This is a genomic window from Nonomuraea sp. NPDC005692, from assembly GCF_040631115.1.
GTDB lineage: Bacteria > Actinomycetota > Actinomycetes > Streptosporangiales > Streptosporangiaceae > Nonomuraea.
This window is the reverse complement of the sequence record NZ_JBEXYU010000005.1, coordinates 314,723-339,591: the sequence shown is the minus strand read 5'-3', so window position 1 is coordinate 339,591 and position 24,869 is coordinate 314,723. Positions and strand designations below refer to the sequence as shown.

At 72.2% G+C, this 24,869-nt stretch carries 19 protein-coding genes and 1 other RNA gene; 5 read left to right on the top strand and 15 right to left on the bottom strand.

Features of this window, described 5'->3' with window-relative positions; all coding sequences use genetic code 11:
- Positions 1–2: 2 nt before the first annotated feature.
- The 7 genes from ABZ459_RS14600 to ABZ459_RS14570 all read right to left on the bottom strand — a co-directional run bounded on the left by ABZ459_RS14600 (position 3) and on the right by ABZ459_RS14570 (position 12,227).
- Positions 3–1,841, bottom strand: coding sequence for a hypothetical protein (locus ABZ459_RS14600; protein ID WP_357970382.1), 1,839 nt, complete (start codon positions 1,839–1,841; stop codon positions 3–5).
- Positions 1,838–5,977, bottom strand: coding sequence for an alpha-(1->3)-arabinofuranosyltransferase family protein (locus ABZ459_RS14595; protein ID WP_357970381.1), 4,140 nt, complete (start codon positions 5,975–5,977; stop codon positions 1,838–1,840). Before ABZ459_RS14595 ends, ABZ459_RS14600 begins: the two co-directional genes overlap by 4 nt.
- Positions 5,974–7,197 carry a glycosyltransferase family 4 protein gene (locus ABZ459_RS14590; RefSeq protein WP_357970378.1) on the bottom strand — a complete coding sequence of 408 codons (1,224 nt, stop codon included), beginning with the start codon at positions 7,195–7,197 and terminating at the stop codon, positions 5,974–5,976. The genes ABZ459_RS14595 and ABZ459_RS14590 overlap by 4 nt, the downstream gene beginning before the upstream one ends.
- An 82-nt stretch (positions 7,198–7,279) precedes the next feature.
- A complete protein-coding gene (locus ABZ459_RS14585) occupies positions 7,280–7,411 on the bottom strand; it encodes a hypothetical protein (protein WP_260477562.1) in 132 nt (43 codons plus the stop codon).
- A 124-nt stretch (positions 7,412–7,535) separates the two neighbouring features.
- Positions 7,536–9,062, bottom strand: a complete 1,527-nt coding sequence (locus ABZ459_RS14580) for a hypothetical protein (RefSeq protein WP_357970376.1) — start codon at positions 9,060–9,062, stop codon at positions 7,536–7,538.
- A 77-nt stretch (positions 9,063–9,139) separates the two neighbouring features.
- Positions 9,140–11,317, bottom strand: a complete 2,178-nt coding sequence (locus ABZ459_RS14575; protein WP_357970374.1) for an acyl-CoA dehydrogenase — start codon at positions 11,315–11,317, stop codon at positions 9,140–9,142.
- Positions 11,318–11,387: 70 nt separating this feature from the next.
- Positions 11,388–12,227: a hypothetical protein gene (locus ABZ459_RS14570; protein ID WP_357970371.1), complete on the bottom strand. Its 840-nt coding sequence runs from the start codon at positions 12,225–12,227 to the stop codon at positions 11,388–11,390.
- Between the two features lie 593 nt (positions 12,228–12,820).
- Between ABZ459_RS14570 and ABZ459_RS14565 the strand changes: the two genes are divergently transcribed.
- Positions 12,821–14,251 (top strand): AMP-binding protein, encoded by a 1,431-nt coding sequence (locus ABZ459_RS14565; RefSeq protein WP_357970369.1) that lies wholly within the window; start codon positions 12,821–12,823, stop codon positions 14,249–14,251.
- A 19-nt stretch (positions 14,252–14,270) separates the two neighbouring features.
- Positions 14,271–15,359 (top strand): trypsin-like peptidase domain-containing protein, encoded by a 1,089-nt coding sequence (locus tag ABZ459_RS14560; protein WP_357970367.1) that lies wholly within the window; start codon positions 14,271–14,273, stop codon positions 15,357–15,359.
- A gap of 55 nt (positions 15,360–15,414) precedes the next feature.
- Here ABZ459_RS14560 and ABZ459_RS14555 read toward each other — a convergent pair whose 3' ends face one another.
- The 3 genes from ABZ459_RS14555 to ABZ459_RS14545 all read right to left on the bottom strand — a co-directional run bounded on the left by ABZ459_RS14555 (position 15,415) and on the right by ABZ459_RS14545 (position 17,558).
- Positions 15,415–15,954: an OmpA family protein gene (locus ABZ459_RS14555; protein WP_357970365.1), complete on the bottom strand. Its 540-nt coding sequence runs from the start codon at positions 15,952–15,954 to the stop codon at positions 15,415–15,417.
- Entirely contained in the window at positions 15,938–16,507 is a 570-nt protein-coding gene (locus ABZ459_RS14550) for a lipoprotein (RefSeq protein WP_357970363.1), read from the bottom strand. Before ABZ459_RS14550 ends, ABZ459_RS14555 begins: the two co-directional genes overlap by 17 nt.
- An 82-nt stretch (positions 16,508–16,589) precedes the next feature.
- Positions 16,590–17,558 carry a helix-turn-helix domain-containing protein gene (locus tag ABZ459_RS14545; RefSeq protein ID WP_357970361.1) on the bottom strand — a complete coding sequence of 323 codons (969 nt, stop codon included), beginning with the start codon at positions 17,556–17,558 and terminating at the stop codon, positions 16,590–16,592.
- A 99-nt stretch (positions 17,559–17,657) separates the two neighbouring features.
- Between ABZ459_RS14545 and ABZ459_RS14540 the strand changes: the two genes are divergently transcribed.
- The 3 genes from ABZ459_RS14540 to ABZ459_RS14530 all read left to right on the top strand — a co-directional run bounded on the left by ABZ459_RS14540 (position 17,658) and on the right by ABZ459_RS14530 (position 20,024).
- Positions 17,658–18,083: a hypothetical protein gene (locus tag ABZ459_RS14540; RefSeq protein WP_357970360.1), complete on the top strand. Its 426-nt coding sequence runs from the start codon at positions 17,658–17,660 to the stop codon at positions 18,081–18,083.
- 55 nt (positions 18,084–18,138) lie between these two features.
- Positions 18,139–18,600 carry an SRPBCC family protein gene (locus ABZ459_RS14535; RefSeq protein WP_357970358.1) on the top strand — a complete coding sequence of 154 codons (462 nt, stop codon included), beginning with the start codon at positions 18,139–18,141 and terminating at the stop codon, positions 18,598–18,600.
- 68 nt (positions 18,601–18,668) lie between these two features.
- Positions 18,669–20,024, top strand: a complete 1,356-nt coding sequence (locus tag ABZ459_RS14530) for a hypothetical protein (RefSeq protein WP_357970356.1) — start codon at positions 18,669–18,671, stop codon at positions 20,022–20,024.
- An 80-nt stretch (positions 20,025–20,104) separates the two neighbouring features.
- Here the strand turns inward: ABZ459_RS14530 and ssrA are convergent.
- The 5 genes from ssrA to ftsE all read right to left on the bottom strand — a co-directional run bounded on the left by ssrA (position 20,105) and on the right by ftsE (position 24,785).
- Positions 20,105–20,489: a transfer-messenger RNA gene (ssrA, locus tag ABZ459_RS14525) on the bottom strand.
- Between the two features lie 300 nt (positions 20,490–20,789).
- A complete protein-coding gene (locus ABZ459_RS14520) occupies positions 20,790–22,655 on the bottom strand; it encodes a penicillin-binding transpeptidase domain-containing protein (RefSeq protein ID WP_357970353.1) in 1,866 nt (621 codons plus the stop codon).
- A gap of 20 nt (positions 22,656–22,675) precedes the next feature.
- A complete protein-coding gene (gene smpB / locus ABZ459_RS14515; RefSeq protein WP_357970350.1) occupies positions 22,676–23,143 on the bottom strand; it encodes an SsrA-binding protein SmpB in 468 nt (155 codons plus the stop codon).
- 23 nt (positions 23,144–23,166) lie between these two features.
- A complete protein-coding gene (gene ftsX / locus ABZ459_RS14510; protein ID WP_357970347.1) occupies positions 23,167–24,075 on the bottom strand; it encodes a permease-like cell division protein FtsX in 909 nt (302 codons plus the stop codon).
- Between the two features lie 20 nt (positions 24,076–24,095).
- A complete protein-coding gene (gene ftsE, locus ABZ459_RS14505; protein WP_020541427.1) occupies positions 24,096–24,785 on the bottom strand; it encodes a cell division ATP-binding protein FtsE in 690 nt (229 codons plus the stop codon).
- Positions 24,786–24,869: the final 84 nt, after the last annotated feature.

Sequence of the window (24,869 nt, the reverse complement as noted above, 5' to 3'; positions counted from 1 at the left end):
GGTCACGGCCGGGGCACCGCCTGTCCCGGCGTCACGTCGCCCAGGCACAGGCCGGGCGGCACGTCGTGCACGACGATCCGGTCCGCGCCGGGCACGGCCAGCACGAAGACCCTGCCGAAGCCCGCGCGCAGCTTCATGTCGGTGGCGCGGTCGCCCATCCACAGGGTGACCGTCGTGTCGGACCGGGCCGCGTAACCCAGCCTGACCAGGGTGCCCTCGACCCGGGTGACGCGGTTGTCCAGCGGCACCTGGACGGTCCCGCCGGTCACCGGCCAGCACCGGTCGCGGGTCGTGGGCACGAGCGGGATGCCCTGCACGTCCACCGGCCGCAGCCGGCCCTGGTCGTCGAAGACCAGGCCGTCGAGCGCGGCGGGCGGCGCCTGCATCCTGGCCCTGAGCGCGGGCGTGGCCAGCGCGCCCAGCACCCGCGAGGTCAGGCTGTAGGCCCGGTACGAGTTCGGCAGCACCTCCGTCGGCACCAGCCGGTCGTAGATCACGCTGTCGGGGGCCGCCCTGGCCAGCTCGGCGCGGGCGGTCTCGATGTAGTCGTGCCGCCGCTCGGCCCCCATGTACCCGGCGAAGAGCGTCACCGTGACCAGTGACGCGCCCGCGAACAGCCCGAGCATCGCCCCGGCCGCCCCCGTCACCCGCTCCCGCGCCGGCAGCGCCCTGCGGTACGGCTCCTCCTCGCCGCGCAGCGGCAGCAGCACCAGGCCCACGACCAGCGCGAGCAGCGGGACGGCGTCGGCAACGTACCGGGTGTCGGTGCCGACGAACGAGCCCAGCAGGTGCACGCGTCCCCACAACACCGGCAGCGCGTCCGCGACGAGCAGGTAGCCCAGCAGCGTGGCCCAGGCCAGGATCGCCCGCCTGCGGTACCGGCTGGTGACCACCACCAGCGCGGCCAGGACGACGAGGGAGGCGACCACCAGCGGCAGCGGCGGCGAGGCCACCCCCCAGTCACCGCCCGCGAACCACCGCCACGGCCCGCCGAGCACGGTGGTGGCGAACGTCTTGCCCAGCAGCTCCCACAGGAAGCCCAGGGCCTGGTCGAAGATCGGCAGCGCCCCGGTGTTCGGCGCCGACAACGACCGCTGGACGTAGAGCGCGCCGAAGGCCACCAGGACGGTGACGTACATGGCCCAGGCGGCCAGGTGGCGGCGCAGCGCGGCGCGCAGGCCGCCGTGGTAGATCGCAGTGAGGGCGAACAGCAGCAGCGGCAGCGCGAACCCCTTGACGAAGCCCAGCAGCCCGACCAGCACCCACAGCGCCGCGGCCACGGCGTGCCGCAGCCGGCCCGTCCGCAGGTGATGCCAGTGCGAGGCGACCGCCATGGGCAGCGCGACCTGGAGGAACACGGTGTTGAGCCCGGCCGCCCACCAGGCGAGCGCGGGCACGGTCACCGGCGCGAGCAGGAAGACCAGCAGCGGCACCAGCGTCGCCGGCCGCCGGCCGAACACCACCCGCAGCATGCGCAGCACGCCCAGGGCGGCCAGGGCGTGCAGCGCCAGCACCGTGCCGGCCGCCCACCCCCAGTCGAAGGGGTGCAGCCGGGAGACCAGCCAGGCCACCAGGAAGCCGCCCGGCATGAACTGGCCGAAGTGGATCCGGGTCAGGTAGTCGAAGGACAGGTCGCTCTCCATCGCCCTGGCCACGAACTCGTAGTCGTCCTCCTTGAAGTACGCCTCCTGGACGACGGCCGCCTTGCCCGCCACCGCGGCGGCGATGAGCACGAGCCCGGCCAGCAGGACACCGTGGCGGCGGACCCAGCGGGCGGCACGCGCCACCGGGCCGGGAACCGTGATGACGGTCCCCGGACGCGGCTTGATCGTGTCGGTCACGGAACACTCGTCATGGTCGGGCCGCCTGCGGCGACGGTGATCGGTACGGTGGTCTGCCTGACCGGCGCGCGCCTGGCCGCCACCTCGACGAGGAGCTGCCCGAGCAGCGGCAGGCAGAGCAGTTGCGCCCACAGGCCGCCCGCGCCGAGCGCCACCGCGACCGTGGCGGCCAGGTAGAGCGCGAGCCCGCCGGGCGGCCCGAGCAGCAGGGTCCAGCGCCGCCGCCCGCGCAGGTGCTCGGCCTCCCGCAGCGGACGCGACCAGGCGCTCAGCACGAACGCCACCCCGGCCACGCCCGCCCCGGCCGGGCCGCCGACCCAGTAGCCGAGCGCCACGGCGAAGACCGCGACATGCCGGACCCGCGGCCGGGCGGCCAGGACGGGCGCCAGATGGCGTCCCGGCCGGCCCCTGCCCACCAGGGCCAGCCCGGCGACGAGCAGCGCCAGCGCCCCACCCGCGGCGAGCCCCGCCCGGTACGGCTCGTCCGGCTGGTAGGTGAGCGTCACCGTCCCGGCCGTGAACGCGGGCAGGAACCAGGCCTGCCGCCAGCCGTCGAGCCGGACCGGCTTGAGCGCCGCGGCCCCCAGCGTGGCCTTCCAGCCGGCGTTGAAGTTCTCGTTGACCACCAGGTAGGCGTCGTCCTGGACGTTCACCTGGACGACCCGCTCGCCGGCCGCCCACTTGGTGACCGGCGTGCGCCGCATGACGGTGGGCCCGGCGGCGGGGCTGCCCGGCTCGTGCCGCACGACGGCCGACTCGACCCGGTACGACTCCCCCGGCCGCACGGACAGCCGGGTCGGACCGGCCACGAGCTGGAGCCGTTCGCAGGTCTCGAAGGTCACCGGCCGGCCGGTGACCACGTCGTGCAGGGTACCGCCGGTGACGGCGGTGTGCACCTCGTTGCCGTCGATGGTGAGCGTCGGCCCGAAGCCGCACGGCAGCGTGAGCCTGAAGCCGGTCAGCGCGCCGAGCGGCCGCACGCCGGGGAAGGCCACGTCGCTGATCTCGATGGGCCGGCCGCCCGACGCCCCGAACTCCAGCGCGACCTTCCTGGCCGTCATCTCGGGGAAGCGGACGAGCCCGTCCGTGCCGACCCAGCTCTGCCGGACGCCGCCCTCCGCGCGGATCGTCACCCGGACGGGAGGGGCGCCCAAGTAGGAGTCGGGCGTGATGACGCGGATCTGCGACAGCTTCTTCTCGCGGGCCAGCTCGACGTTCAGCGTGGGCCTGGGGTCGAGCGGGTCGGCGAACCAGGCCGTCTTCGGGTCGCCGTCGAAGGCCCAGCGGCCGCCCGCCGCGCCGCTGTCCACCGCGGTGGAGGAGGCGCGCACGCTCAGGGAGTCGCCGGGCAGCGTGCTGAGGCGTTCGATCGTCGCGCGGTCGGTGACCGTGGCGCGGCCCGAGATGCCGTACGCGCCGTCCTTGCCGGTGACGAAGGCGCGGTCGAAGTCGTTGCCGTCGTCGCCCAGCACCTCGTGGCCCTTGGCGCAGCTCCAGGCGGCCGAGCCCCGGACGCAGCCGGGCACGTCGCCGGTCCTGGCGACCGCGATCGTGGCCGGCTCACCGGTGTCCTCGCGCGGGTCGGGCACGACGATCGAGCGTCCGGGCCGGACGCCGGGGATGCCGAGCTCGGTGATGCCGACCCGGCCGCCGAGGCGGTTGGCCGGTTCGTACGCGGTGGCGACGACCTTCACCCGCAGCCGCTCGACCGGCCCCTTCGGCACGGCCAGCTCCTGCGGGTCGGCCGTCGCGCGCACCTTCTGGCGCAGCGAACCGGCGCCGGTCTCCACGACGACCTCGCTGGGCGGCGGGCCGATCGGCGAGTTCTCGAACGCCACCTGGATCGTGGGGATGGTCAGCGGGTCGGCGAAGGTCACCTCCAGCCACTCGCCGACGGCGCCGTTCCAGCCGGTGGAGCGCCAGCTCGTGCGCCGGTCGCCGTCCAGGGCGGCGAAGGGCTGGTGGCCGGGCTCGCGGCTGCCCGCGGCGGCGCCGACGTCGGCCTCGGAGCTGGAGGCGGTGACGCCCGCGACGCCGGTGAGGCCCGCCGTGGAGACGTACCGCGCCCAGCCGGGGTCGAGCAGGTCGTTGGAGGGCGAGCTGCCGCGCAGGGGCTCGTCGGCGGTGAGCGTGGCGCTGGCGTTGCGGCGCAGGTCGGCGAAGGCGACCTCCCTGCGGCGCAGCGTGTCGGTCAGGATCGTGTCGTGCGCGGGCACCTTGACCACGCCCGCGTCGTCGTTGAGCAGGACGGGCCGGTCGTCGTCCAGGAGGCCCTGCTCGGCCAGGGAGAGCACGGACTCCGGCGCGCCGCCGACGCGCAGCGGGCGGGTGGCGTCCACGGTGCCGACCAGCGGCGCGGCGCCGGCCACGCGGTAGATCTCGACGGCCGGGTACGGCTGGTCCAGCCAGGCGGCGGCCCGGCCGTACTGGGCGATGCCGACGCCCGGTCCCATCCGGGCCACGAGCGAGACGCCGGGCGAGTCCTCCAGCGCCTGGTGCACCCGGACCGGCCAGGCCGTGCCGATCGTCGCCCGGTCCAGGTCGTTCCGGACCACCAGGTACGAAACCCCCATCCGGCGCAGCGTGGCGGCCAGCCCCGGCGAGCCCTTGCCGGTGGCCAGGCGGTCGTCCACGGCGGCCATGAGCCGCGAGATGCCGGCCGAGCCCCACGGCACGATCGTGTGCGTGGCCCAGCGGGCCTGCGAGAGCGCCTGCAGCGGCTCGTCCAGGGGACGGCCCCAGAGGTACTCGCCGCGTTTGGCGCCCGGCACGGCCAGCACCATGCCGTCGCCGGCGTTGCGGTTGAGCCAGGTGATGGCCTGCCGCCAGTAGTCGGGGATGGCGGTGAAGCCGCCGGCGGGGGCGAGGCCGGCGTACAGGATGGGCAGGCCCGACAGGGTCACGAGCCCGGCGGCCAGCACGGTCAGGGGCGTGCGCAGGCGCGGGCGGGCCAGTGAGAGCAGCCCGGCGAGGCCGAGCGCGACGGGCAGCCGGATCAGCGCGTCGAACTTGTGCAGGTTGCGGAAGGCGGCGAGCGGGCCGTCGAGCAGCCCGACCATGAACTGCTCGTGCGGCGTGCCGGGATGGCCGGTGGTGATGATCGCGATCCCGCACAGCAGGCTGATCAGCAGGAACGGCCGTTCGGGCAGCCGGAGCAGGGTGAGCCCGGCCAGGCCGAGCGCGGCCACGGCGGCGGTGACCACGATCAGCCAGGGGACGGTGGACTGCTGGTGGGCGTCGGGCAGCCAGGTCTGGCCGTCCACGGTCAGGAAGCTGAGCCAGCTCGACGTGCCGCGCAGCGCGTTGACCAGCGACGTCACGCCGGTCGTCGCGGTGGCGGTCTCGATGTAGGGCAGGAAGGAGAAGATGTAGCCGCCGAGCGTGAGCAGCGGGACGGCCCACCACAGCGAGGCCAGCGCGACCAGCGGCAGCCACCAGGCGATCAGCCGGCGCTTGACCGGCCCGCCGCGCCTGGTCAGCAGGTACACCATCGGCACCACGAGCACGGCCGCCTCGGCCACCGCGTTGACGCCGCCGCAGAACAGGAAGGCGAACGCCGACAGCGCGGCCGACCGGCGCGACGTCAGCTCGCCCTTGGCCCCCTTGACCAGCGGGAGCAGGATCCACGGCAGCACGGCGCTGGGCAGGAACTCCGAGGAGTTGATGCCGATGAGCGCCTGGGCGTGCGGCGCGAGCGCGTACACGAAGCCGGCCAGGACGCGGGTGTGCGGGCCGCCGACGCCGAACGCGCGGGCGAGCTGGACCACGCCGAGGAAGGCGACGCACAGCACGAGCGACATCCACAGCCGCTGGACGGCCCACGACTCCATGCCCAGCTTGAGGAAGATCGCGTAGAACGGGCCCATCGGGAACAGGTAGCCGTACGCCTGGTTCTGCAGGTGGCCGAAGTAGGCGCCGTCCCACAGGTGCAGCGCCCGGCCGAGGAAGCCCAGCGGGTTGACCGCCATGTCGAGCTTCGTCTCGGGGATGATCTTCTCGGTCGAGGTGTTGAACGCGATGGCGCCGAGCAGCAGACAGGAGGCGAGCAGCCGCAACCTGTGCCTGATCCGGGCCTCGTAGCTCTCGACGGTGGAGTCCCCGCGTTCCCCCGGGGGTCCAGGCGAGGCTTGGGTCACTGAGGGGCTCCGCCGCAATCTTGGAGTTTCGCCAGGATAAGTCCGGTCATGCTAGCCCCAGTTCGGGCCCACGTAAATTCCCCGGCCCAGGTACGGCAGGCCGCGGCCACCTCCGCCCGCCGCCGCGGGTCGGCCAGCTCCGCCAGCGCGCGGCCGGTCACCTCGGCCAGGCTCTCGCCGTCCCGGACGAGCCAGCCGGTGACGCCGTCCCGCACGGAGTCGCGCAGCCCGGCCACGTCGTAGGCCACGGTCGGCACGCCGAGCGCGGCGGCCTCGATCACGGTCAGCCCCCAGCCCTCGAACTCCGAGGCCGTCACGTTCAGCCGGGCGGCGGCCAGCAGGGCGTTCTTGCGCGGCTCGGGCAGGAAGCCGTGCAGCTCGACCCGGCCGTCCAGGCCCCGGCCGGAGATCCGCGCGGCCAGGGCGTCGTGCTCGGGACCGCGGCCCACGACGTGCACCCGCAGGCCCGGCCAGGCGTCGCCGAGCTCGGCGGCCAGGTCCACGACGCGCTCGATGCGCTTGTGGCCGATCAGGCGGCCGGCGTACACGAGGGCGGGCTCGCCCGCGGCGGCCGGCGGCTCGCTCCGCACGGGCTCGGCGCAGCCGTTCGGCACGACGGTGACCGGCGCGAGCCAGCGCAGCTTCGTGGCCAGGTCGCGCCTCGACGACTCCGAGACGGTGATCGTCAGGCAGCGACGGTAGACCAGTCGGGCCACCTCGCCCTCCACGAAGCAGCCGATCCGGGCCAGCCAGGCGGGCAGGAAGGCGTGGAACTGCCGGTCGTGGACGTGGTGCACGAGGCTGATCACGGGCGTGCGGCGGCGGACGACGAGCGGGGAGAAGAACGGGATGCCGTTCATGGTGTCGATGACGACGTCCACGCGCCGCCGGTGGATCAGCAGCCAGAGCGGGATCAGCAGGTAGACGAGGTACGGGTTGCCCATCCTGCGCAGGTCGACGCCGTCGAGCACCTCGGCGCGGCGCTGCCCGCGCTGGCGGCCGGTGACGAACACGACCGAGGCGCCCTGGGTCAGCAGGAACCGGCTGACCTGCCAGGCGTACTCCTCGGCGCCGCCGGCCGTGGACTGGTGGGGTTCGCGGAAGTTGAGCATCGCCACGCGGACGCCCGCGAGTGGCCGCTCGTCCGCCGTCGCGTCGCTCGTCCGCGGCTCGATCAGCCGTGCCGTGTCCGCCTTGCGCTCACCGGTAAAGACCACCATCACTCCTCGTCGGCGGGCATGAGGGCATGGCGGAGCCACACTCCGTGCTCGCTGTGCATGGCCCCGCGTCAAGCGGGATGGATCACCTGGTGCCGTAGTTGTAGAGCGGCTGGTTGGGCGGGGTGAGCGACGGTGAGGCCACGTTGACCACCGCGACGGAGGCTCCGACCGCCAGCAGGGCTCCTATCGCCAGGGCCACGAGAAGTCGCAACACGAAGCTCTCCCTTCCTTCCGGTGACGCGGTGTGCCGAGACTAGAACGTGTTTCGTCTTGAATCCATAACATTGGTCAAACCGTGATAAAGCAAGTTACCCTCCGGTACATCATGAAACAGCCGGTCAACGCCGCAGCAAGCGCAGCTCTTTGCCGTCGAAGACCGTTCTCCAACCGGGCGGCGCGGACGGGAACCCGTTCTCGCCCGCGGCCATGAGGAGATACCTGGCGGGCAGCTCGCCGTAGGCGCGGGCGGCCAGCAGGTCGCCGGTACGGCGGTTCAGCGGGTCCTCGCCGCGCACCCGCAGCCGGCCGCCGCCGGGCAGGCCGACCAGCAACGTGTCGTCCCAGAGCACCCGGCGCCGGAACAACTTGGTCGCCGGGTCGAGCACCACCCGGCCGCCGTTCCAGGCGAAGGCCCGGTGGGCGCCCCACGGCAGCGACACCAGCGCGCCCGGCGCGGGGTCACCGTCCACGATCCGCTGGACCGCCGTCCATTCCGCCGGGTACGTCACCGCCTCCAGCCGGCCGAACGCGCCCAGCGCGAACGTCGGCAGGGCCAGCACCGGGGCCAGCACCCCGACCAGCGCGAGCGCGCCCGACCGCAGGAGCGAGGCCAGGCCGACCGCCGTCAGCAGGGCCAGCGGAGCCAGGTGGACCTGGCCGTCGCGCAGCGGCCCGAACCCCGGCCACAGGGCGATGAGCCACTTGAGCGCCTCCCGTCCCGGCTGGAACGCGCCCAGCCCGGCGACGCAGAACCCGGCGGCCGCTGCCACCGCCAGGCCGCCCCACCAGGCGGGCCGCTCGGGGGCCGAGCGGAGGCGGGCGTAGCCGTACAGGCCGGCGAGGACCAGGAGGAGCCGGGCGGTCGCCGTCCACCACGCCTCCTGGCCCGGCAGCCCGGCCTCGGCGTTCCAGATGCCGCCGAGCGAGAGCAGGCTGCCCAGCACGCCGAAGGGCCCGTCGGCGCGGGCCGCGAACGCGTCCACGCCCGCCGGGTCGGTCACGGCGCCCGAGCCGAGCGCGGGCACCGCCCACGGCAGGCTGAACGCGACCAGCACCCCGGCGGCGACCGGCACCCTGCGCCGGGCGACGGCGATCGGCATCAGGGTGAGCCAGGACACCAGCATCGCCTGGAAGCCACCCACCGCCGCGGGCAACAACGCCACCGCCAACCGCCCGGACCGCGCGAAATCCGCCCGAAGCGTCCTCGGGCGTGCGTCCTCCCAGGTGAGCGCGCGGATCGCCCAGGGCAGCCCGGCCACGCCCAGGAGCAGGGCCCACTGGCCGAGCATGAGCCGCTGGGCGAGGTAGAGGTTCCAGGCGTAGAACGCGGCCGCCACCAGCCGGGCGAGCCTGCGCTCCGGCGGCACCAGCGCCGCCGCCCCGCTCGCGGCCAGCACGAACACGCCGACCAGGGCCGCCTTCTGCACGATCTCCACGGGCAACGCCCTGGACAGCAGCGCCACGACCAGGTCGCTGGGCACCGCCCGGGGGAAACCGCCGCGGTCGGGCCACAGGGGCGGATCGGGCACGAAGAGGAGGTCGTACCGGAGCACCAGCCCCCAGCCCAGCGCCGGGCCGAGCGCCAGCACCGCCAGCCCCAGCCCCAGCGCCGCCGGCCACCAGCGGCCCGCACGGCTTTCGCGCACCGTGACACCGCCTCTCCCTCGCGCCAGGACCGGCAATCCGGGCACAAGGGAGATTAGCCGCCGATGCCTCACATGTGTTACTTGCCGGGCTCCGGGTCCCGGGGCAGGCCGAGCATGCGCTCGCCGATGATGTTGAGCTGCACCTCGGTGGTGCCGCCGTAGATGGTCATGGCCCTGGTCGCGAGCACCGCCCGGTTCCAGTAGCCGGCGTCGCCGAGCTTCATGTCGGCGGCCACCACGGCCTGGGCGCCGAGCAGGCCGACGGCCGTCTCGGAGACGTGCTGGGCGTGCGAGGTGGACAGCAGCTTCCGTACGGACGCGTCGGCCCCCGGCTCGTTCCCGGCGAGCTGCTTGAGCGTGACCCGCAGCGACAGCGCGTTGATCGAGTGCCCCTCGCACACGACCCCGGCCACCTCCTGCTCCTCGGCCGGCGTGAGCTCGCGCCCGAGCCGGCCGATCAGCCCGAGCAGGTCGGGCACGGACGCGCCGGTGCCGCCCGATCCGGACGAGAGCGAGACGCGCTCGTTGGACAACGTGTTGCGGGCGACCTTCCAGCCGTCGCCGACCTCGCCCACGACCAGGTCGTCCGGGACGAAGACGTCGTCCAGGAAGACCTCGTTGAACAGGTTCTCGCCGGTCATCTCGGTGAGCGGCTGGACCGTGACGCCGGGCGCCTTCATGTCCACGAGGAAGTACGTGATGCCCTCGTGCTTGGTGCCCTCGGAGGAGTTACGGGCGATGCAGATGCCCCATTCGGCCACGTGGGCGACCGACGTCCAGATCTTCTGGCCGTTGAGCCGCCAGCCGCCCTCGACCTTCTCCGCCTTCATCTGCAGCGAGGCCAGGTCGGACCCGGCGCCCGGCTCGGAGAAGAGCTGGCACCAGATCATCTCGCCGCTGAGCGTCTTGGGCAGGAAACGTTCCTGCTGCTCGGACGTACCGTACACGGCGATGGACGGCACCACCCAGGCACCGATGATCATCGCGGGCAGCCTGACCTTGGCGGCCTTGAGCTCCTGGGCGATGAGCACCTGCTCCAGCGGCTTGGCTGCGCGGCCCCACGGCCTGGGCAGGTGGGGCATGACGAACCCGCGGTCGGCGAGCGCCCGCTTCTGCTCCTGGCCCTCAAGGCGGGCGATCTCGGCGATCTCCGCACGGATGCCCTCGCGCAGCTCCTCGGCGCCCTCGGGCAGGTCGATCTCCATCTCGCGGCCGACGCCCTGCAGGGCGAGCGCGGTCACCGAGGCGGCCCACTCGGCCGACGAGCCGAGCAGGGCGCGCAGGGTGAGGGCGCGCCGGTAGTAGAGGTGCACGTCGTGCTCGAAGGTGTAGCCGATGCCGCCGAACGTCTGGATCGCGTCCTTGGCGCACTGGACGGCCGCGTCGGGGGCCATCACCCCGGCGACGGCGGCGGCGTACTCCAGCTCGCGGCCCTCGGCCCTGGTGGCGTCCCAGACAGTGGCGCGGGCCTGCTCAAGGGCGACGAGCATCCGGGAGATCTTGTGCTTGATGCCCTGGAACTGGCCGATCGGGCGGCCGAACTGCTCGCGCACCTTGGCGTAGGCGGCGGCGGCCGTGACGCACCAGGACGCCAGCCCGGCGGCCTCGGCGCCGAGCAGGATCGCGGCCAGGTTGAGCACGTCGGGGCTCTCCACGCCGTCGAGCACGCGCTCGGCGGGCACGCTGACCTCAGACAGCTCCACCCTGGCCACCGGCCGGGTCAGGTCGAGCGACCGGACCGGCGTGACGGTGACGGCGGAGGCGTCGACGGCGATCCACTCCTCGCCCTCGGACGTGGTCACCGGCAGCACCAGCACGTCGGCCAGCGAGCCGGCCAGCACCGGGTCGGCCGTGCCGGACACGACCAGCGAGCCGTCGTCGGCACGGGAGCCGGTGAGCGAGCCGGACAGCGCGACGGCGCCCGTCAGCGTGCCGTCGGCGAGGGACCGGAGCAGGTCGTGCCGCTTGGAGGCGTGGATGACCGCGCCGGCCAGCACGGTCGGCACGTACGGGCCGGGGGCGAGCTTCTCGGCCAGCGCCTCGACGGCGACGGCCGCCTCCAGCAGCCCGTAGCCCGAGCCGCCGGACTCCTCGGGAAGGTGCAGGCCGAGCAGCCCCTGCTCGGCCAGGCCCGGCCAGAAGGGCGGACGTTCGTCCGACCCGGATCGCAGCAGCTCCGAGGGGATGTTCCGCTCGGCCCAGCCGCTCACCGAGTCGCGGAGCGCCTCGTGCTCCTCGCTCAATCCGATCGCCATTGCTCATCCTCCAGCCAGGTCAAAGACAGTGCCCGATGCCCAGAACCATATTCTAGAGCATGCTTCTGGCCTAGAGGGGCCTTACCTGCTGGAGGAGTGTGTTCAGATCAGCCCATCGCGCCTTGTTCTTCTCGGGGATCGAGGCCATCAGCATCGCCGGCTTGGTCTTGCCCACCTCGACGACCGTCACCATGGCCTGGGCGGTCTCCGTCTTGCCGGCCGAGACGTAGGTGACCTTGTAGCCCAGCGACCAGCCCTTGCCGACCGGCACCTTCCTGGACCCGGTCCAGGAGGTCAGCTCGGCGCCCGCCGGATACTGCGTACGCAGCGCCCAGCGGGCCGCACGGACGGCCATCTCGCGGTAGTCGGCGTCCTTGGAGGGCTTCTTCTCCGGGGCGTCGCCGGGGAACATGGCCGAGGCGATCACGGTGTGCGGCACGGCCACCTTGCCGATGCGCTGGGCGACGGTGAACGGCGCGAACGACTTGGCGTCCCAGGGCGCGGCCAGGCGGGGGTAGCTGATGCCGCTCGCCTTGTCGGAGATGATCCCGCTCACCACGGACGCCTTGCCCGGCAACGTGGGGAACGCCTTGCTCGCCGGCACCGACGGGAGCACGGCCGGCGTCTCGCTGGGGGCCGGGGAGGCGGTCGGGGTGGCGGTCGCGGCCGGCACGGGGGCGACGGAGACCGTCGTCCCTGCGGGGTCGCCGGTCGAGGGCACGTCGCCGGAGAACACGACGAAGACCAGCAGCACCGCCGTGACGGTGACGAGGATGGCGCCCACCAGATAGATCGCGCGGATGGGGATGTCCCCGATGCCGCGCTTGTGCGGCTTGGTGACGACCGGCGTCACGGGACCGGCTGGGCCCGGCTGCGGCGACCTGGGCGCTCCCGGCGGCCACACCTGCACGGGCTGATGCTGCGACGCCCTCCCCTGCCCCGCCCCTTGCACGAGCCCTTGACCCGGCCCGTACGCGCTCCCCTGGCCCGGCCCCTGTGCCTGTCCCGGCCCCTGTCGGCCGCCGCCCTGGAGCTGCTGGTTCCCGCCAGGAGACTGCGGCGGGCGGCCCTGCGGGCCGGACGGGGGCTGCGGGCGTGCCTGGGGGCCCGAGGGCGGCCCGGGGTAGGGACGCGGCTGCGGACCCGACGGCGGCTGGAGGGTCGGCGGAGCGGGCGGCGTGCGAGGCGGGCCGGACTGGGGAGCCTGAGGCGGCGCCGACCGGAGAGCCTGAGGCCCGGACGGCGGCTGCGGGCCGGACGGCGCCTGAGGGCCCGACGGCGGCTGCGGAGCGGGCTGCACCGGCTGGGACGCCCCCGGCCGCGGAGGACGCGGGATCTTGACCGTTTGCTCGGCAGGCGGCACGACGACCTTGCGGAAAGGTTGGGTGTCCTGTGCTGATCTCTCGTCGCCGACGTCCGCCATGGCCTTGAGGTTACGTCACCGAAGAGCAGGATAATTCCTCTATTCCCCCAGCAGAATCTAATTCTGTATGGTCTGCGGACATGAGGGGTTTCTACGAGATCGCAGCCGCCGACCCGGACCGTCCCGCCCTGCTCGGCGACGACGGCGCGACCTACGGCGAACTGCTCGCCCGCGCCAACAGAGCCTCCCACGGCCTGGTCGCGCGCGGCGTCCGGCCGGGCGGCGCCGTGGTGACCGTGCTGAAGAACGGGCTCGACGCCCTCACCATGATGCTGGCCACCTACCAGATCGGCGCCTACCTGGTGCCGGTCAACTGGCACTTCACCGCCGAGGAGATCGACTACATCGTCGCCGACTGCGGCGCCGACGTCGTGGTCTCCCCCGGCGCGCTCACGGTCGCCGACCTGACCGACGGCCATCCGGACACCGCCCCCGAGCACCGCCGGGCCGGCTCGATGATGCTCTACACCTCCGGCACCACGGGCCGCCCCAAGGGCGTGCGCCGCCGGCTGCTCGACCTCACGCCCGAGGACCTCTACCCCATCCTGATGCGCAAGAGCTGGCGGCACTTCGGACTGCCATCCGACGGGGTGCACCTGGTGTGCTCGCAGCTCTACCACTCGGCCCCCTACGGCCAGGCGATGATGGCGCTGCAGTTCGGCCACTCGATCGTGGCCCCGGAACGGTTCGAGGCCGCCGAGGCGCTGGCGCTGATCGAGCGGCACCGGGTGACGAACGCGTTCATGGTGCCCACGATGTTCCACCGGCTGCTCGCGGTGCCGGACCGGGAGACCTACGACCTGTCCTCTCTCACCCACCTTTACCACGGCGCCGCCCCCTGCCCGCCGGCCACCAAGCAGGCGATGATCGACTGGCTCGGTCCCGTCCTGTGGGAGTACTACGGCTCGACGGAGGCGGCGGTGGCGACGATGGTGTCGTCCCAGGAGTGGCTGGACAGGCCGGGCACGGTCGGCAGGGCCCTCGACGGGATGGCCTTCACGATCATCGGCGACGACGGCCACGAGGCGGCCCCCGGCGAGCCCGGGACGGTCTACATCGGCGGCATCAACCGCTTCGAGTACCACGGCGACCCCGGCAAGACCGCCTCGGCCATGCGCGGCGCCGCCTACACCCCGGGCGACATCGGCTACCTCGACACCGACGGCTACCTGTTCCTGCTGGACCGCAGGACCGACTTGATCATCTCGGGCGGCGTCAACATCTACCCCGCCGAGATCGAGGCCGCACTGCTCGAACATCCGTCGGTGGCCGACGTCGCGGTGATCGGCGTGCCCGACCCCGAGTGGGGGCACCAGGTCGTGGCGCTGGTCCAGCCCGCGCCGGGCGTGACGGGCGGCGCGGAGCTGACCGCGGAGCTACTGCGGCACTGCGCGCCCCGGCTGGCCAGGATGAAACACCCCCGGGTGATCGAGTACCGGAAGTCGCTGCCACGCACCCCGACGGGCAAACTCAGCAGACGCGACGTCCGGGAGGCGTATCTTTCCCGCTGAGCTGGGCAGAGACCTCCCCATGAGGGAGATCGTCGCCGGACTGGCAGCCGTCGCACTGCTCACCGCCTGCGGGCCGTCCACGTCCACCTCGACGTCCACCTCGACGGCCACCGCGAGCCCGGCCACGACCACGCCGGGCTCGCCGACCGCCTCCGAAGGGGCGCCGGGGAGCGCGCCGCAGTCGCTGGAGAGCGCGTACGAGCGGGTCATCACGGACGTCCTGCCGTCGATCGTGCAGATCAACACCAAGGTGGGCCTCGGCTCCGGCATCGTCTACGACACGGCGGGTCACATCGTCACCAACGCCCACGTCGTCGGCGAGGCGACCGAGATGAACGTCACGATCGCCACCGGCGGCGCACCCCGCCCGGCCAAGCTGGTCAAGGCGTTCGGCGCCGGCGACCTGGCGGTGATCAAGGTCGACCGGCCCGACGGCCTGCGCCCGGCCAGGTTCGGCGACTCGGGCAAGCTGCGGGTGGGCCAGATCGTCCTGGCCATGGGCAACCCGCTGGGCCTGTCGGGCAGCGTCACGAACGGGATCGTCTCGGCGCTCGGCCGTACCGTCAGCGAGCCCCAGAGCCCCGAGTCGCCGGGCGCCACGATCAGCGGCGCGATCCAGACCTCCGCCGCGATCAACCCCGGCAACAGCGGCGGCGCGCTGGTGAACCTGGCCGGCGAGGTCATCGGCATCCCGACACTCGCCGCCACCGACCCTCAGCTCGGCGGCGGGGCCGCGCCCGGCATCGGGTTCGCGATCCCGAGCAACACGGCCACCGACATCGCGGCCCAGATCGTGAAGGACGGCAAGGTCACCAACAGCCACCGGGCCGCGCTCGGCATCCGCGGCAGCACGGTCATCGGCGCCACCGGGCAGCCGAGCGGCGTGGGCGTGGCGAGCGTGGAGAAGGGCGGGGGCGCGGAGAAGGCCGGGATCCGGGCCGGTGACGTGATCCTGTCGATCAACGGCAAGAAGACCACGACCATGGCCGCGCTGGCGGAGGAGATCACCGCCTTCAAGCCCGGCGACCAGGTCAAGGTGGAGATCCTGCGGCCCAACGGCAGCACCCAGACCGTCACGGTGACGCTCGGCGAGCTCAAGGCCGAGTGACGGCCCCTCCGGGCGGGTCACCACTCAAGGCGAAACACGGCGAAATAGCTGTGCGTCACTGCCGGGCCGTGAAGACGATCTCCACGCGCCGGTTCTTCGCCCGGTTCCGTTCCACCGGCTTGCCCTCGACCAGGTTGGGCAGCTTGGGGCGCGTCTCGCCGTGTCCGGCCGCCTGGAGGGTCACGTTCCCGCCGCCGAGCAGGCTCTCCATGGCCGCGCGCACGGCCTGCGCGCGCCGCCGCGACAACGCCAGGTTGTACGCGTCGCTTCCCTGGTCGTCGGTGTGCCCCTCGATCCTGACGAGGCCGCCCGCGCCCTCCGCCTCGACCTTCGCGGCCACGTCCGCCAGCCGTTTCCTGGCCTTGGCCGTGAGCCGCCACTTGTCCAGCGCGAACAGCACGTCGCTGGTCAGCGCGACCGTCACCTCGCGGCCCTGCTTGATCTCGCTCTGCGCGCCGTCCATGGACTCGACCTCGCCGACGATGTCCTCGACCGGCAGCACCAGGTCCTCCACCCGGCCCACGGCATCGGACGGGACCGGGGCGGGCGTGGGCGTCAGGACGAGGGCCAGCGCGAGGCTAAGAGAGCGGAACATCGGTGAGCACGCCCAGCATCGGCATCTCGACGTTGACCTTCGTGACCTCCGGCGGCGGGGCGGCGAAGACCGCGTACAGCGTGCTGGACTTCCCCGCCTCCAGGAACTGGCCCTGGGTGCCGGAGCACACGCACGTGGCGTCGGCGCCGGTGCCGTTGCGGGCGACGCGGTAACGCTTGGCGTTCACCGGGTCGATCAGGGAGACGTTGGAGACGGTGAAGTCGAGCGCGCCGCCGCCCAGGCCGTTGTGCACGTTGACCTTGCCGTCGGTGGCGGTGATCGTCCAGTTGAGGGTGACGGTCCTGCCCTGGCGCTTGAGCGCGGTGATGTCGACGCGGGCCTCGCCGTACTGGCCGCCGGAGCCGACCTTGGCCGCCCGGGTGGCGATGACCACGTCCGCCTGCGGCGGCGCGGTCTGCTGAGGTGCGGTCTGCGGCGGCGCGGGGGCGGTGGTGCCCGCCTCCTTCGCGGCGGTCTGCGGCTGCCCGCCGGGCAACATGCCACACCCTGACAGGACGACGGCCGCCCCGATGAGCACGATCGTCTTTCGCATCTGCTGATCACCTTAATGCTCAGAAAAGGCCCAAGTCAGACACACTAGCCCGGATTGCTCATTTCGGGCCGGATAAACCCGATCAACCGGCCGCGGACGACTGGGTCAACCGGTAACGAGAGGGCGGGATGCCGTACCGGTCCACGAACGCCTGGCGCAGCGTCTCGGCCGTCCCGAACCCGCAACGCGCGGCGATCGCGGACATGGGCAACGAGGTCGAGGCCAGCAGATGCGCCGCCCCCTCGGTACGGGCCCGCCGCACGAACCTGCCCGGCGTCTGCCCCAGATGCTTGAGGAACAGCCGGGTCAGGTGGCGTTCGCTGACGCCCGCCGCGGCTGCCAGCGTGGCCGCGGTGAGGTCGGCGGCCAGGTTCGCGGAGATGTGCTCGACGGTCCGCCTGACCAGTCCGTCGGCGGGCGCCGGAGGGCTGACGAACATGCTCATCTGGGCCTGGTTGCCCGGCCGTTGCAGGTAGGTGACCATGCCGCGGGCCACCGTCCTGGCCAGTTCGGCGCCGTTGTCCTCCTCGACCAGGGCGAGCGTGAGGTCGAGCGCGGCGGTGACCCCCGCGGACGTGGCCACCTCGCCGTCCCGGACGAAGATCGGGGCCGGGTCCACGGTGACGCGCGGGTAGCGGGCGGCCATGTCGGCCGCCTCCCGCCAGTGAGTGGTGGCGCGCCTGCCGTCGAGCAGGCCCGCGGCGGCCAGCACGTACGCGCCGGTGCACACCGACGCGACCCGCCTGCTCTCCCGCGCCAGCCTGCGGACATGGCCGACGACCAGCGGGTTCGCGGCGGCGTCCACGTGACCGGTGCCGCCGGAGACGATGAGCGTGTCGACCGGCCCGGTGATCCGCTCCAGCGTGAGCTGGGCCTGCAGCACCAGCGCGCCGGCGGTGGTCACCGGGTGGCCGCCGGGGGTGGCCAGCCGCACCTGGTAGTACGGTGAGGCGCCGTGCCAGTTCGCGTTCTCCAGCGTCGAGGTGACGCACGCGATGTCGAGCAACTCGGCCGCCTCGTAGGCGACGACCACGACCCGCCGGCACTCCATGTCACGACTGTAGGTCCGGAAGACAAAGAACCCAAGTTTCCGGACATGTACGGCTTCGCCCCCTCCTCCCCGTCCCCCCACCCGGCCACAGTCGGAACCATGACACCGACGCCCCCTGCACCCGCCACCCCCGCTGCGACCGGACGCCGCTGGCCGAAGTTCGCCCTCCACTACGTGGAGATGATCGTCGCCATGTTCGTCGGCATGTTCGCGCTCGGCGCCCTCCAGTCGGCCGTCGGCCTGTCCGTCTCCCACGACGAGTCGCCCGAGCTCGCCTACCTGATCATGGCCGTCGACATGTCGGTGGGCATGGCCGTGTGGATGCGCTTCCGCGGCCACCGCTGGCCGCCGACGCTGGAGATGTGCGCGGCGATGTTCGTCCCGATCGTGCCGCTCTATCCGCTGCTCTGGCTCGACGTCATCGACGGCGGCGTCCTCATGCTCGTCGCGCACGTCGCGATGTTCCCGCTCATGCTGGCCGCCATGTTCCGACGCCTCGACGAGTACGCCGGCTGCCCCCACTAGCCCGGCAGCCGATCCCCCTCGGCCTCGCGCCCGCCGGGATCCCTAGGATGCCGCCATGGCACGCTTCGAGACCGTGACCCTGGTCTTCGCTCCCCCCGACGTGCTCTTCGACACGTCGCTGTCGGTCGAGACCCACACCGCGTCCATGGCCGGCTCGTCGGAACGCGCCGTCGCGGGCGTCACCACGGGCCTGCTCGGCCTCGGCGACCAGGTCACCTGGCAGGCCAGGCACTTCGGCCTCACCTGGCGGATGACCTCGACGATCAGCGCCTGGGAGCGGCCCGCGTACTTCGTGGACGAGCAGGTGTCCGGGCCGTTCCGCCACTGGCGTCACGAACACCGCTTCGAGGCGGCTCCGCAGGCGGGCGCCACCCTCATGACCGACGTCGTCGACTTCGCCGCACCCGCCGGTCCCCTGGGCCGCCTGGCCGAGCTGCTGGTCCTGCGCCGCCACATGACCCACCTCATCACCATGCGCAACCGGCACATCAAGACCACTCTCGAACGGTCCGGTTGACCGAACCCGAGCCGCCCGGCGGTCGTCCGACACAGGGGCGACGGCTGCCACGAGGAACGGAGACCGGGGTGCGCACGGACATCGGGAACGACCGCCCACCCGGCGCGGTCGCGTCGCGGCCGCTGCTGGTCCTGGCCCATCTCGCCGGCGCCTGGGCGGCGGGCTCGGTCTTCCTGCCGACGGCGTGGCTGGTGCTGGTGGCCGTGCTGTTCGCCGGCAGCGAGGCGGTGTTCCTCGCCGCCGCCGCGCTGGGCGTGGCGGCCCTGCTCGGTTACCTGGTCATCGTGATCAGGGCGACCCGCGGCGTGTCCGTCCTCGGCGCGACCCGCGGCGGCCGGCTCCTGTGGGCGCTGCTGGTGCTGGGCCTGGGCACCGCCGGCTGGGCCCTCGGATGGGTGGTGACCGACCTCGCGGGCCTCGGGGTGAGCCGCGACATGCTGCCGGCGGCCCTGCTCGGCGGGGTTCCGTACGCCCTCGTGGCCGGGACGCTGCTGCGCGGATGGCGCCACAGAGGGGTCGCGCTCGGGCTGAGCGTGGCACTGCTGGGGGCGGGCGTGGCCGTGCTGCGCCAGGAGCCGCCGGACGACCTGGCGGCGCGGCTGGCGGCGGGCGACCTGCACCGGGAGACCGCGTACGTGGTCGCCGTCCCCGGCTACCGGCCCGACGACCGGGACTACGGCGGCGGGCTGGGCGGCTCCGGCTTCACTCCGGCGGACCCGGCCTCCGTCCCACCCGACCGGTACGTCAGGATCGTCGCCCACGACCGGCTCATGCCGGGCGCGGCCGTGTGCGGCCAGCCCACCGCGCAGGACGCCGACCTGCCGACCGGGTCCTGCACGGCCGAGCCCGGCGGCCTGGTCCACCGGCAGGGCGCGGTCGAGCACGGCTACCAGGTGCGGGTGGGCCGCCGGTACGTCACGGTGGTGGGCAGCACCGCCGTCCCCCACGACCTGCTCCGGTCGGCCGCCCGGAGCCTGCGCCCGGCCACCGCCCGCGAACTGGGCGACCAGGAGCAGACCGGCGACTACTACGCGGCCCGCATCCCGGGTTACACCCCACACCTCATGGGCATCCCGCCGGGCCTGGTCTACACACCCTCCGACCACACCGGCAACGGCGGCCAGAGCGTGCACATCACGTTGTACGTCAGCCAGGCCGACGACGTCTGCTACCTCGCCGAGAAGTGCACCCCCGCCGGCTCCGGCCTCACCTACGTCCGCCGGGAGGACACGCACGGCTACGCGGTGCGCCGCGGCACGGTGACCGTCCAGGTGCTCGGCGGCCTGCGGGTGGACGCGAAGCCGCTGCGCCAGGCCGCGCTCGACGCCCGTCCGGCCACCGACGACGAGCTGCGCCGCCTCCTGCCGCCGCTGGAACCGCACACCGCCCTCGACCGCCTCCGCCGCTGGCTGCGCACGTTCTGAAAGTCTCGGACGCGCACGCCCCCGGACAGCGAAAAGCCTCCGACCCGCCGAGGTAATCGGCAGGTCGGAGGCTTTTGATCACGTGGAGGTGGCGGGAATCGAACCCGCGTCCTTCAATCCCAAGTCAGGGCTTCTCCGGGCGCAGCCTGTTGTGCTTTTCTCAGCCCCGGCGATCACACAGGCGAGTCGCCGACGGGCTCAGCCACTGTTTGATTTCCCGATCTCCCCCGTGGCCGGGTCGATCGGTTGAGCCTTCTAACGATGCCAGACACCGGGCCGAAGGCACTCCCGGGCTGACAGAGGTTTCGCTACTTAGGCAGCGAGAGCCAGGGAACCCTGGCTGACCTCAGTGCGCTTGGAATTGGCACTTATTGTTTTGCGGTCACAGGATTAACGAGGTTATGTCCGCAGTCCTCGGCCCGCTTCACCTGGCTTGCAAGATCGAAGTCGAAGCCAGTCACCCCCTGTGCAGTTGTCAACACGCCTCACGTGATCACACAGAGGCGAGCAACACTGAATCTACAGGGGACAACGCCCCCAACGCCAACTTAATTCCAGCATGGCGAAACCCCCGGGAGCGTGGCACAGCAGCACGCGCTCCCGGGGGCCGACCGGCAGGGTCGAGCCGGTCCGGACGGCAGGACTTCCCCCGAGATGAAGTCCTGATCTCATCACGGCGACTGAGTCCGCAACCCCCCGAGCGGGCCCAGTCATTCAGTAAGACGCAGGCGCCGCCCGGAATGGTTGCTCGCCGTCACAATATTTTCACGCAGAGTCACGAAGGCCCGAGAAGAAGCTGCCCGCGACGGCCGCCGCGTCGTAGTTCTTGGCCAGGACGGCGATCGCCACGTCCCCCTGCCAGCCGACGAACCAGGTCATCGGCTTGTCCTGGGTGCCCGCCGTCGCGCGCACGCCGTAGACCCTGCCCCGGCCCGCCTGGGCGGGGCTGCCGGCCGCACCGGCGCGCATCATCGCGGTCAGCGCGGTGCGCACCTTCGGGTCCATCGGGACGGGCGCCGGCTGCTTGGCCGGGACGACCTCAGCGGCCGGATCGGGCGACGTGGGCGCGGTCACGAGCACCGGCGGCCGCCAGGTGCCCGACCCCACGGCCGCCGCGACCAGCGCCATCGACAGCGGGCTGACCTCGACCGTCTGGCCCGCGATGGCCCTGGCCTTGTCGGCGTCGCTGGACAACTCGGGCATCGCCCCGCTGAACGACTTCAGCGGCAGCCGCCACGGCTCGCCGATGCCGAACGCCTTGGCGCTCGCGGCCAGGCCGCCGGCGCTGGCCCGGCGGGCCAGTGAGGCCAGCGCGGTCACGCAGCCCTTGGCGAAGTTGTCCTGGAACGTGGACGACGACGTGACCCCGGCGGTCTGGCTGGTGTGCACGAACTTGGCGCCGCCCACCGTGCGCTCGGCCGGGCAGGCCAGCCGCTGCTTGGTGCTGACGCCGCTCTTGATCAGCGCGTCGGCCGCCACGATCGAGAAGGCCGTGCCCGCCGGGAACCTGCCCGCCAGCGCGTCCTTCTCCTGGTTGAGCCCGCTGGTGCCGACCGCGAGGATCTCGCCGGTGTCGCGCTGCACGGCCACCAGCGCGCTGGTGGCCGTCTCGGCCACCGCCCGCTCGGCCGCCGCCTGGGCGCGGCTGTCGATCGTGGTCTTGACCGAGACGTTCTGGCGGCCCGGCCACTCCTGCAGCTCGGCCACCTGCCGGCCGGTCTTGAGATCGAGGGTGATCACCCTGGTCTCGGTGGAGCCGGTCAGATAGTCCTGGTAGGCCTGCTGCAGGCCGCTCTGGCCGATCGAGTCACCGGCCCGCTGGGGGCCGCCGAGCTTCTGCTCGTCCTCGGGGGTGAGCGCGCTGACCTTGCCGACGATCTGCTTGGGGGCGGCCGGGTCGATGGGCTGCGGCTGCGGGTCGGTCTGGATGCCGGAGATGCCGGCCAGCTTCGACTTCATCGACAGGTAACGCGAGCGCCCGAACGTGACCAGCGGCACGAACTTGTCGGGCGGCGAGGACCTGATCCGGCTCAGCAGCCGGTCCTGGGCGTAGCCGGTGATCGCCGACAGCTTGGCCACGACGTCCTCGGCCCGGTCGCCCAGCGCGGACGGCACCACTCCCACGACGTAGACGTAGAGCTCGTTCTGCAGGGGGTCGTCGGACCGGTCGACCACGGGCTGGCGCGGCTTGGGGTTGGTCTCGACCGCGAACCGCTGGCCCTCCTTGAGCTGCGGATGCAGCACCGACGGCGACCAGCGCACCTTCCACCTGCCGTCGACCAGGTGCAGCGGCAGCGAGCCGTCGTACGCCCAGAGCGGGGTGTTCTCCCCCAGGTCGACCTCGGCGCGGAAGTCGGCCTGGGACTCCTCGCCGTTCATGCTCACGCTCTTGATCTTGAAGCGGAACGAGGCCGCGTCGAGCTCCAGCTTGGCGTTGGCCAGGGCCTTGCCCACCTTGGCGGGGTCGCCGTCGGTGCGGCCCGCGGCCAGGGCGTAGTCCTCGGACTGCCAGCCGACGAGGAAGTCGCGCACCGCGTCGTGCGGCGAGGACTCCTCGAAGCAGCCGGTCAGCGTCATGCTCGCGACCGCCAGGGTGACGGTCGCGGCAAGGGTGCGGCGCGCGCGTGTCATCGGTTAGAGTGCCGCCGCTCTCATCGGTTGCGGTGCCGCAGGGCCCGCGCCATCTCCCGCTTGGCCTGCTGCTCGGCCAGCGACTGCCGCTTGTCCCAGTCTTTCTTGCCCCGGGCGACGGCGATCTCGATCTTGGCCCGGCCGTCCTGGAAGTACAGGACCGTAGGGATGATCGTGAGGCCGCCCTCCTTCGTCATGGCGGCCAGCTTCTCGATCTCCTTGCGGTGCAGCAGCAGCTTGCGCTTGCGGCGGGCGGCGTGGTTGGTCCACGTGCCCTGCGTGTATTCGGGGATGTGCACGTTGAGCAGCCACGCTTCGCCACCGTCGATGCTGGCGTAGCCGTCGACGAGCGAGGCGCGGCCCTCGCGGAGCGACTTCACCTCCGTGCCCTGGAGCACGAGCCCCGCCTCGAAGGTGTCCTCAAGGTGGTAGTCGTGCCGGGCCCGCTTGTTCTGGGCGATGACCTTCCGCCCGGTCTCACGTGGCATGCTTCGACCTTACCGGCGATTCCTCACACCCTGAGGTATCGGCGGAGCGTCACGAACGAGGCCAGCACACAGATCACGACGCCGATGGCCATGGTGAGCGTGATGGTCTGGGCCACCGCGTCCCAGCCGAGCTGGGCCATGCCGCTGCCGAAGTAGCCGGCGATCTCCTCGAACAGCAGGACCTTGGTCACGATCAGGATGATGGCCGCGAAGACGCCGCCGATCAGACCGGCGATCACGCCTTCCATGACGAACGGCAGCTGGATGTAGAGGTTGGAGGCGCCCACCAGGCGCATGATCCCCGTCTCCCGGCGCCGGTTGAACGCCGACAGCCGGACCGTGTTGCCGATCAGCAGCGCCGCGGCCAGCACCAGGACGATAGCGACGGCCAGCGCGTAGAAGGACAGCTTGTCGAGCAGGTCGAAGAACTTGCCGATGAGCTGCTTGTGGTCCATCACCTGGGACACGCCCGGCTGGCCCTTCACGGCGTCGATCACCGGCTGGTAGTTGTCGGGGTCGACCAGTTTCACGCGGAACGACTGCGGCATGTCCTCGACCCTGGTGGCCTGGACGAGCGTCGGGCTGGCCTGGTAGGCCGTCTTGAAGTTCTCGTACGCCGTGCTCTGGTCCTCGTAGAAGACCTCCTTGACGCCCTGGAGGCCCTCGAGACGGGCCTTCAGCGCCTTGGTCTGAGCCGGCGTGACGGCCTTGCCGTTGCACTCGGGGATCGCGGTGCCCTTGGTGCACAGGAAGACCGAGATCTCGACCTTGTCGAACCAGAAGGACTTGAGCATGGAGACCTGGGTGTTGATCAACAAGCCGACGCCCAACATCGCCATGCCGACGGCCACGGTGATGACGACCGCGATCGTCATGGTCAGGTTGCGACGGAGGCCGATCCAGACCTCGGAGAAGATGAAGTTCGCCCGCATGTTCTGTCTGCCGCTCCCTGTCAGTACGCCTGGCCGTAAACGCCACGCGACTGGTCACGGACGATTTTCCCGTCTTCCAGCTCGACGACGCGTTTGCGCATGGAGTCCACGATGGCCGCGTCGTGCGTGGCCATGACGACCGTGGTGCCAGTTCGGTTGATGCGGTCGAGCACCTTCATGATGCCGATGCTCGTCGCGGGGTCGATGTTGCCCGTGGGCTCGTCGGCCAGCAGGATCATCGGCCGGTTGACGAACGCGCGGGCCATGGCGACACGCTGCTGCTCGCCACCGGACAGCTCGTCGGGCATGCGATGGGCCTTGCCCTCCAGGCCGACCAGCTCGATGACCTCCGGCACGACCTTGCGGATGAACCGCCTGGGCTTGCCGATCACCTCTAGGGCGAACGCCACGTTCTCGTAGACGTTCTTGTTCGGGAGCAACCTGAAGTCCTGGAAGACGCAGCCGATGCGGCGGCGCAGGTGGGGCACCTTGAAGTTGGAGAGGCGGGCCAGATCCTTGCCGGCGACGTGGATCGCCCCGGAGTTGGGCCGCTCCTCCTTCAGGACCAGACGCAGGAACGTGGACTTGCCTGACCCCGAAGGGCCGACGAGGAACACGAACTCGCCCTTGTCCACGTCGACGGAGACGTGGTCGAGAGCGGGCCGGTTCTGGTTCGCGTAGACCTTGGTGACATTATCGAAATGGATCACGAGAGCATCACGGCATGCCAGTCTAGGGGTCAGGACGGAAGCGAGGGTGGCACATGCCCATTTCCCGCCGCCGACCGATCGGGG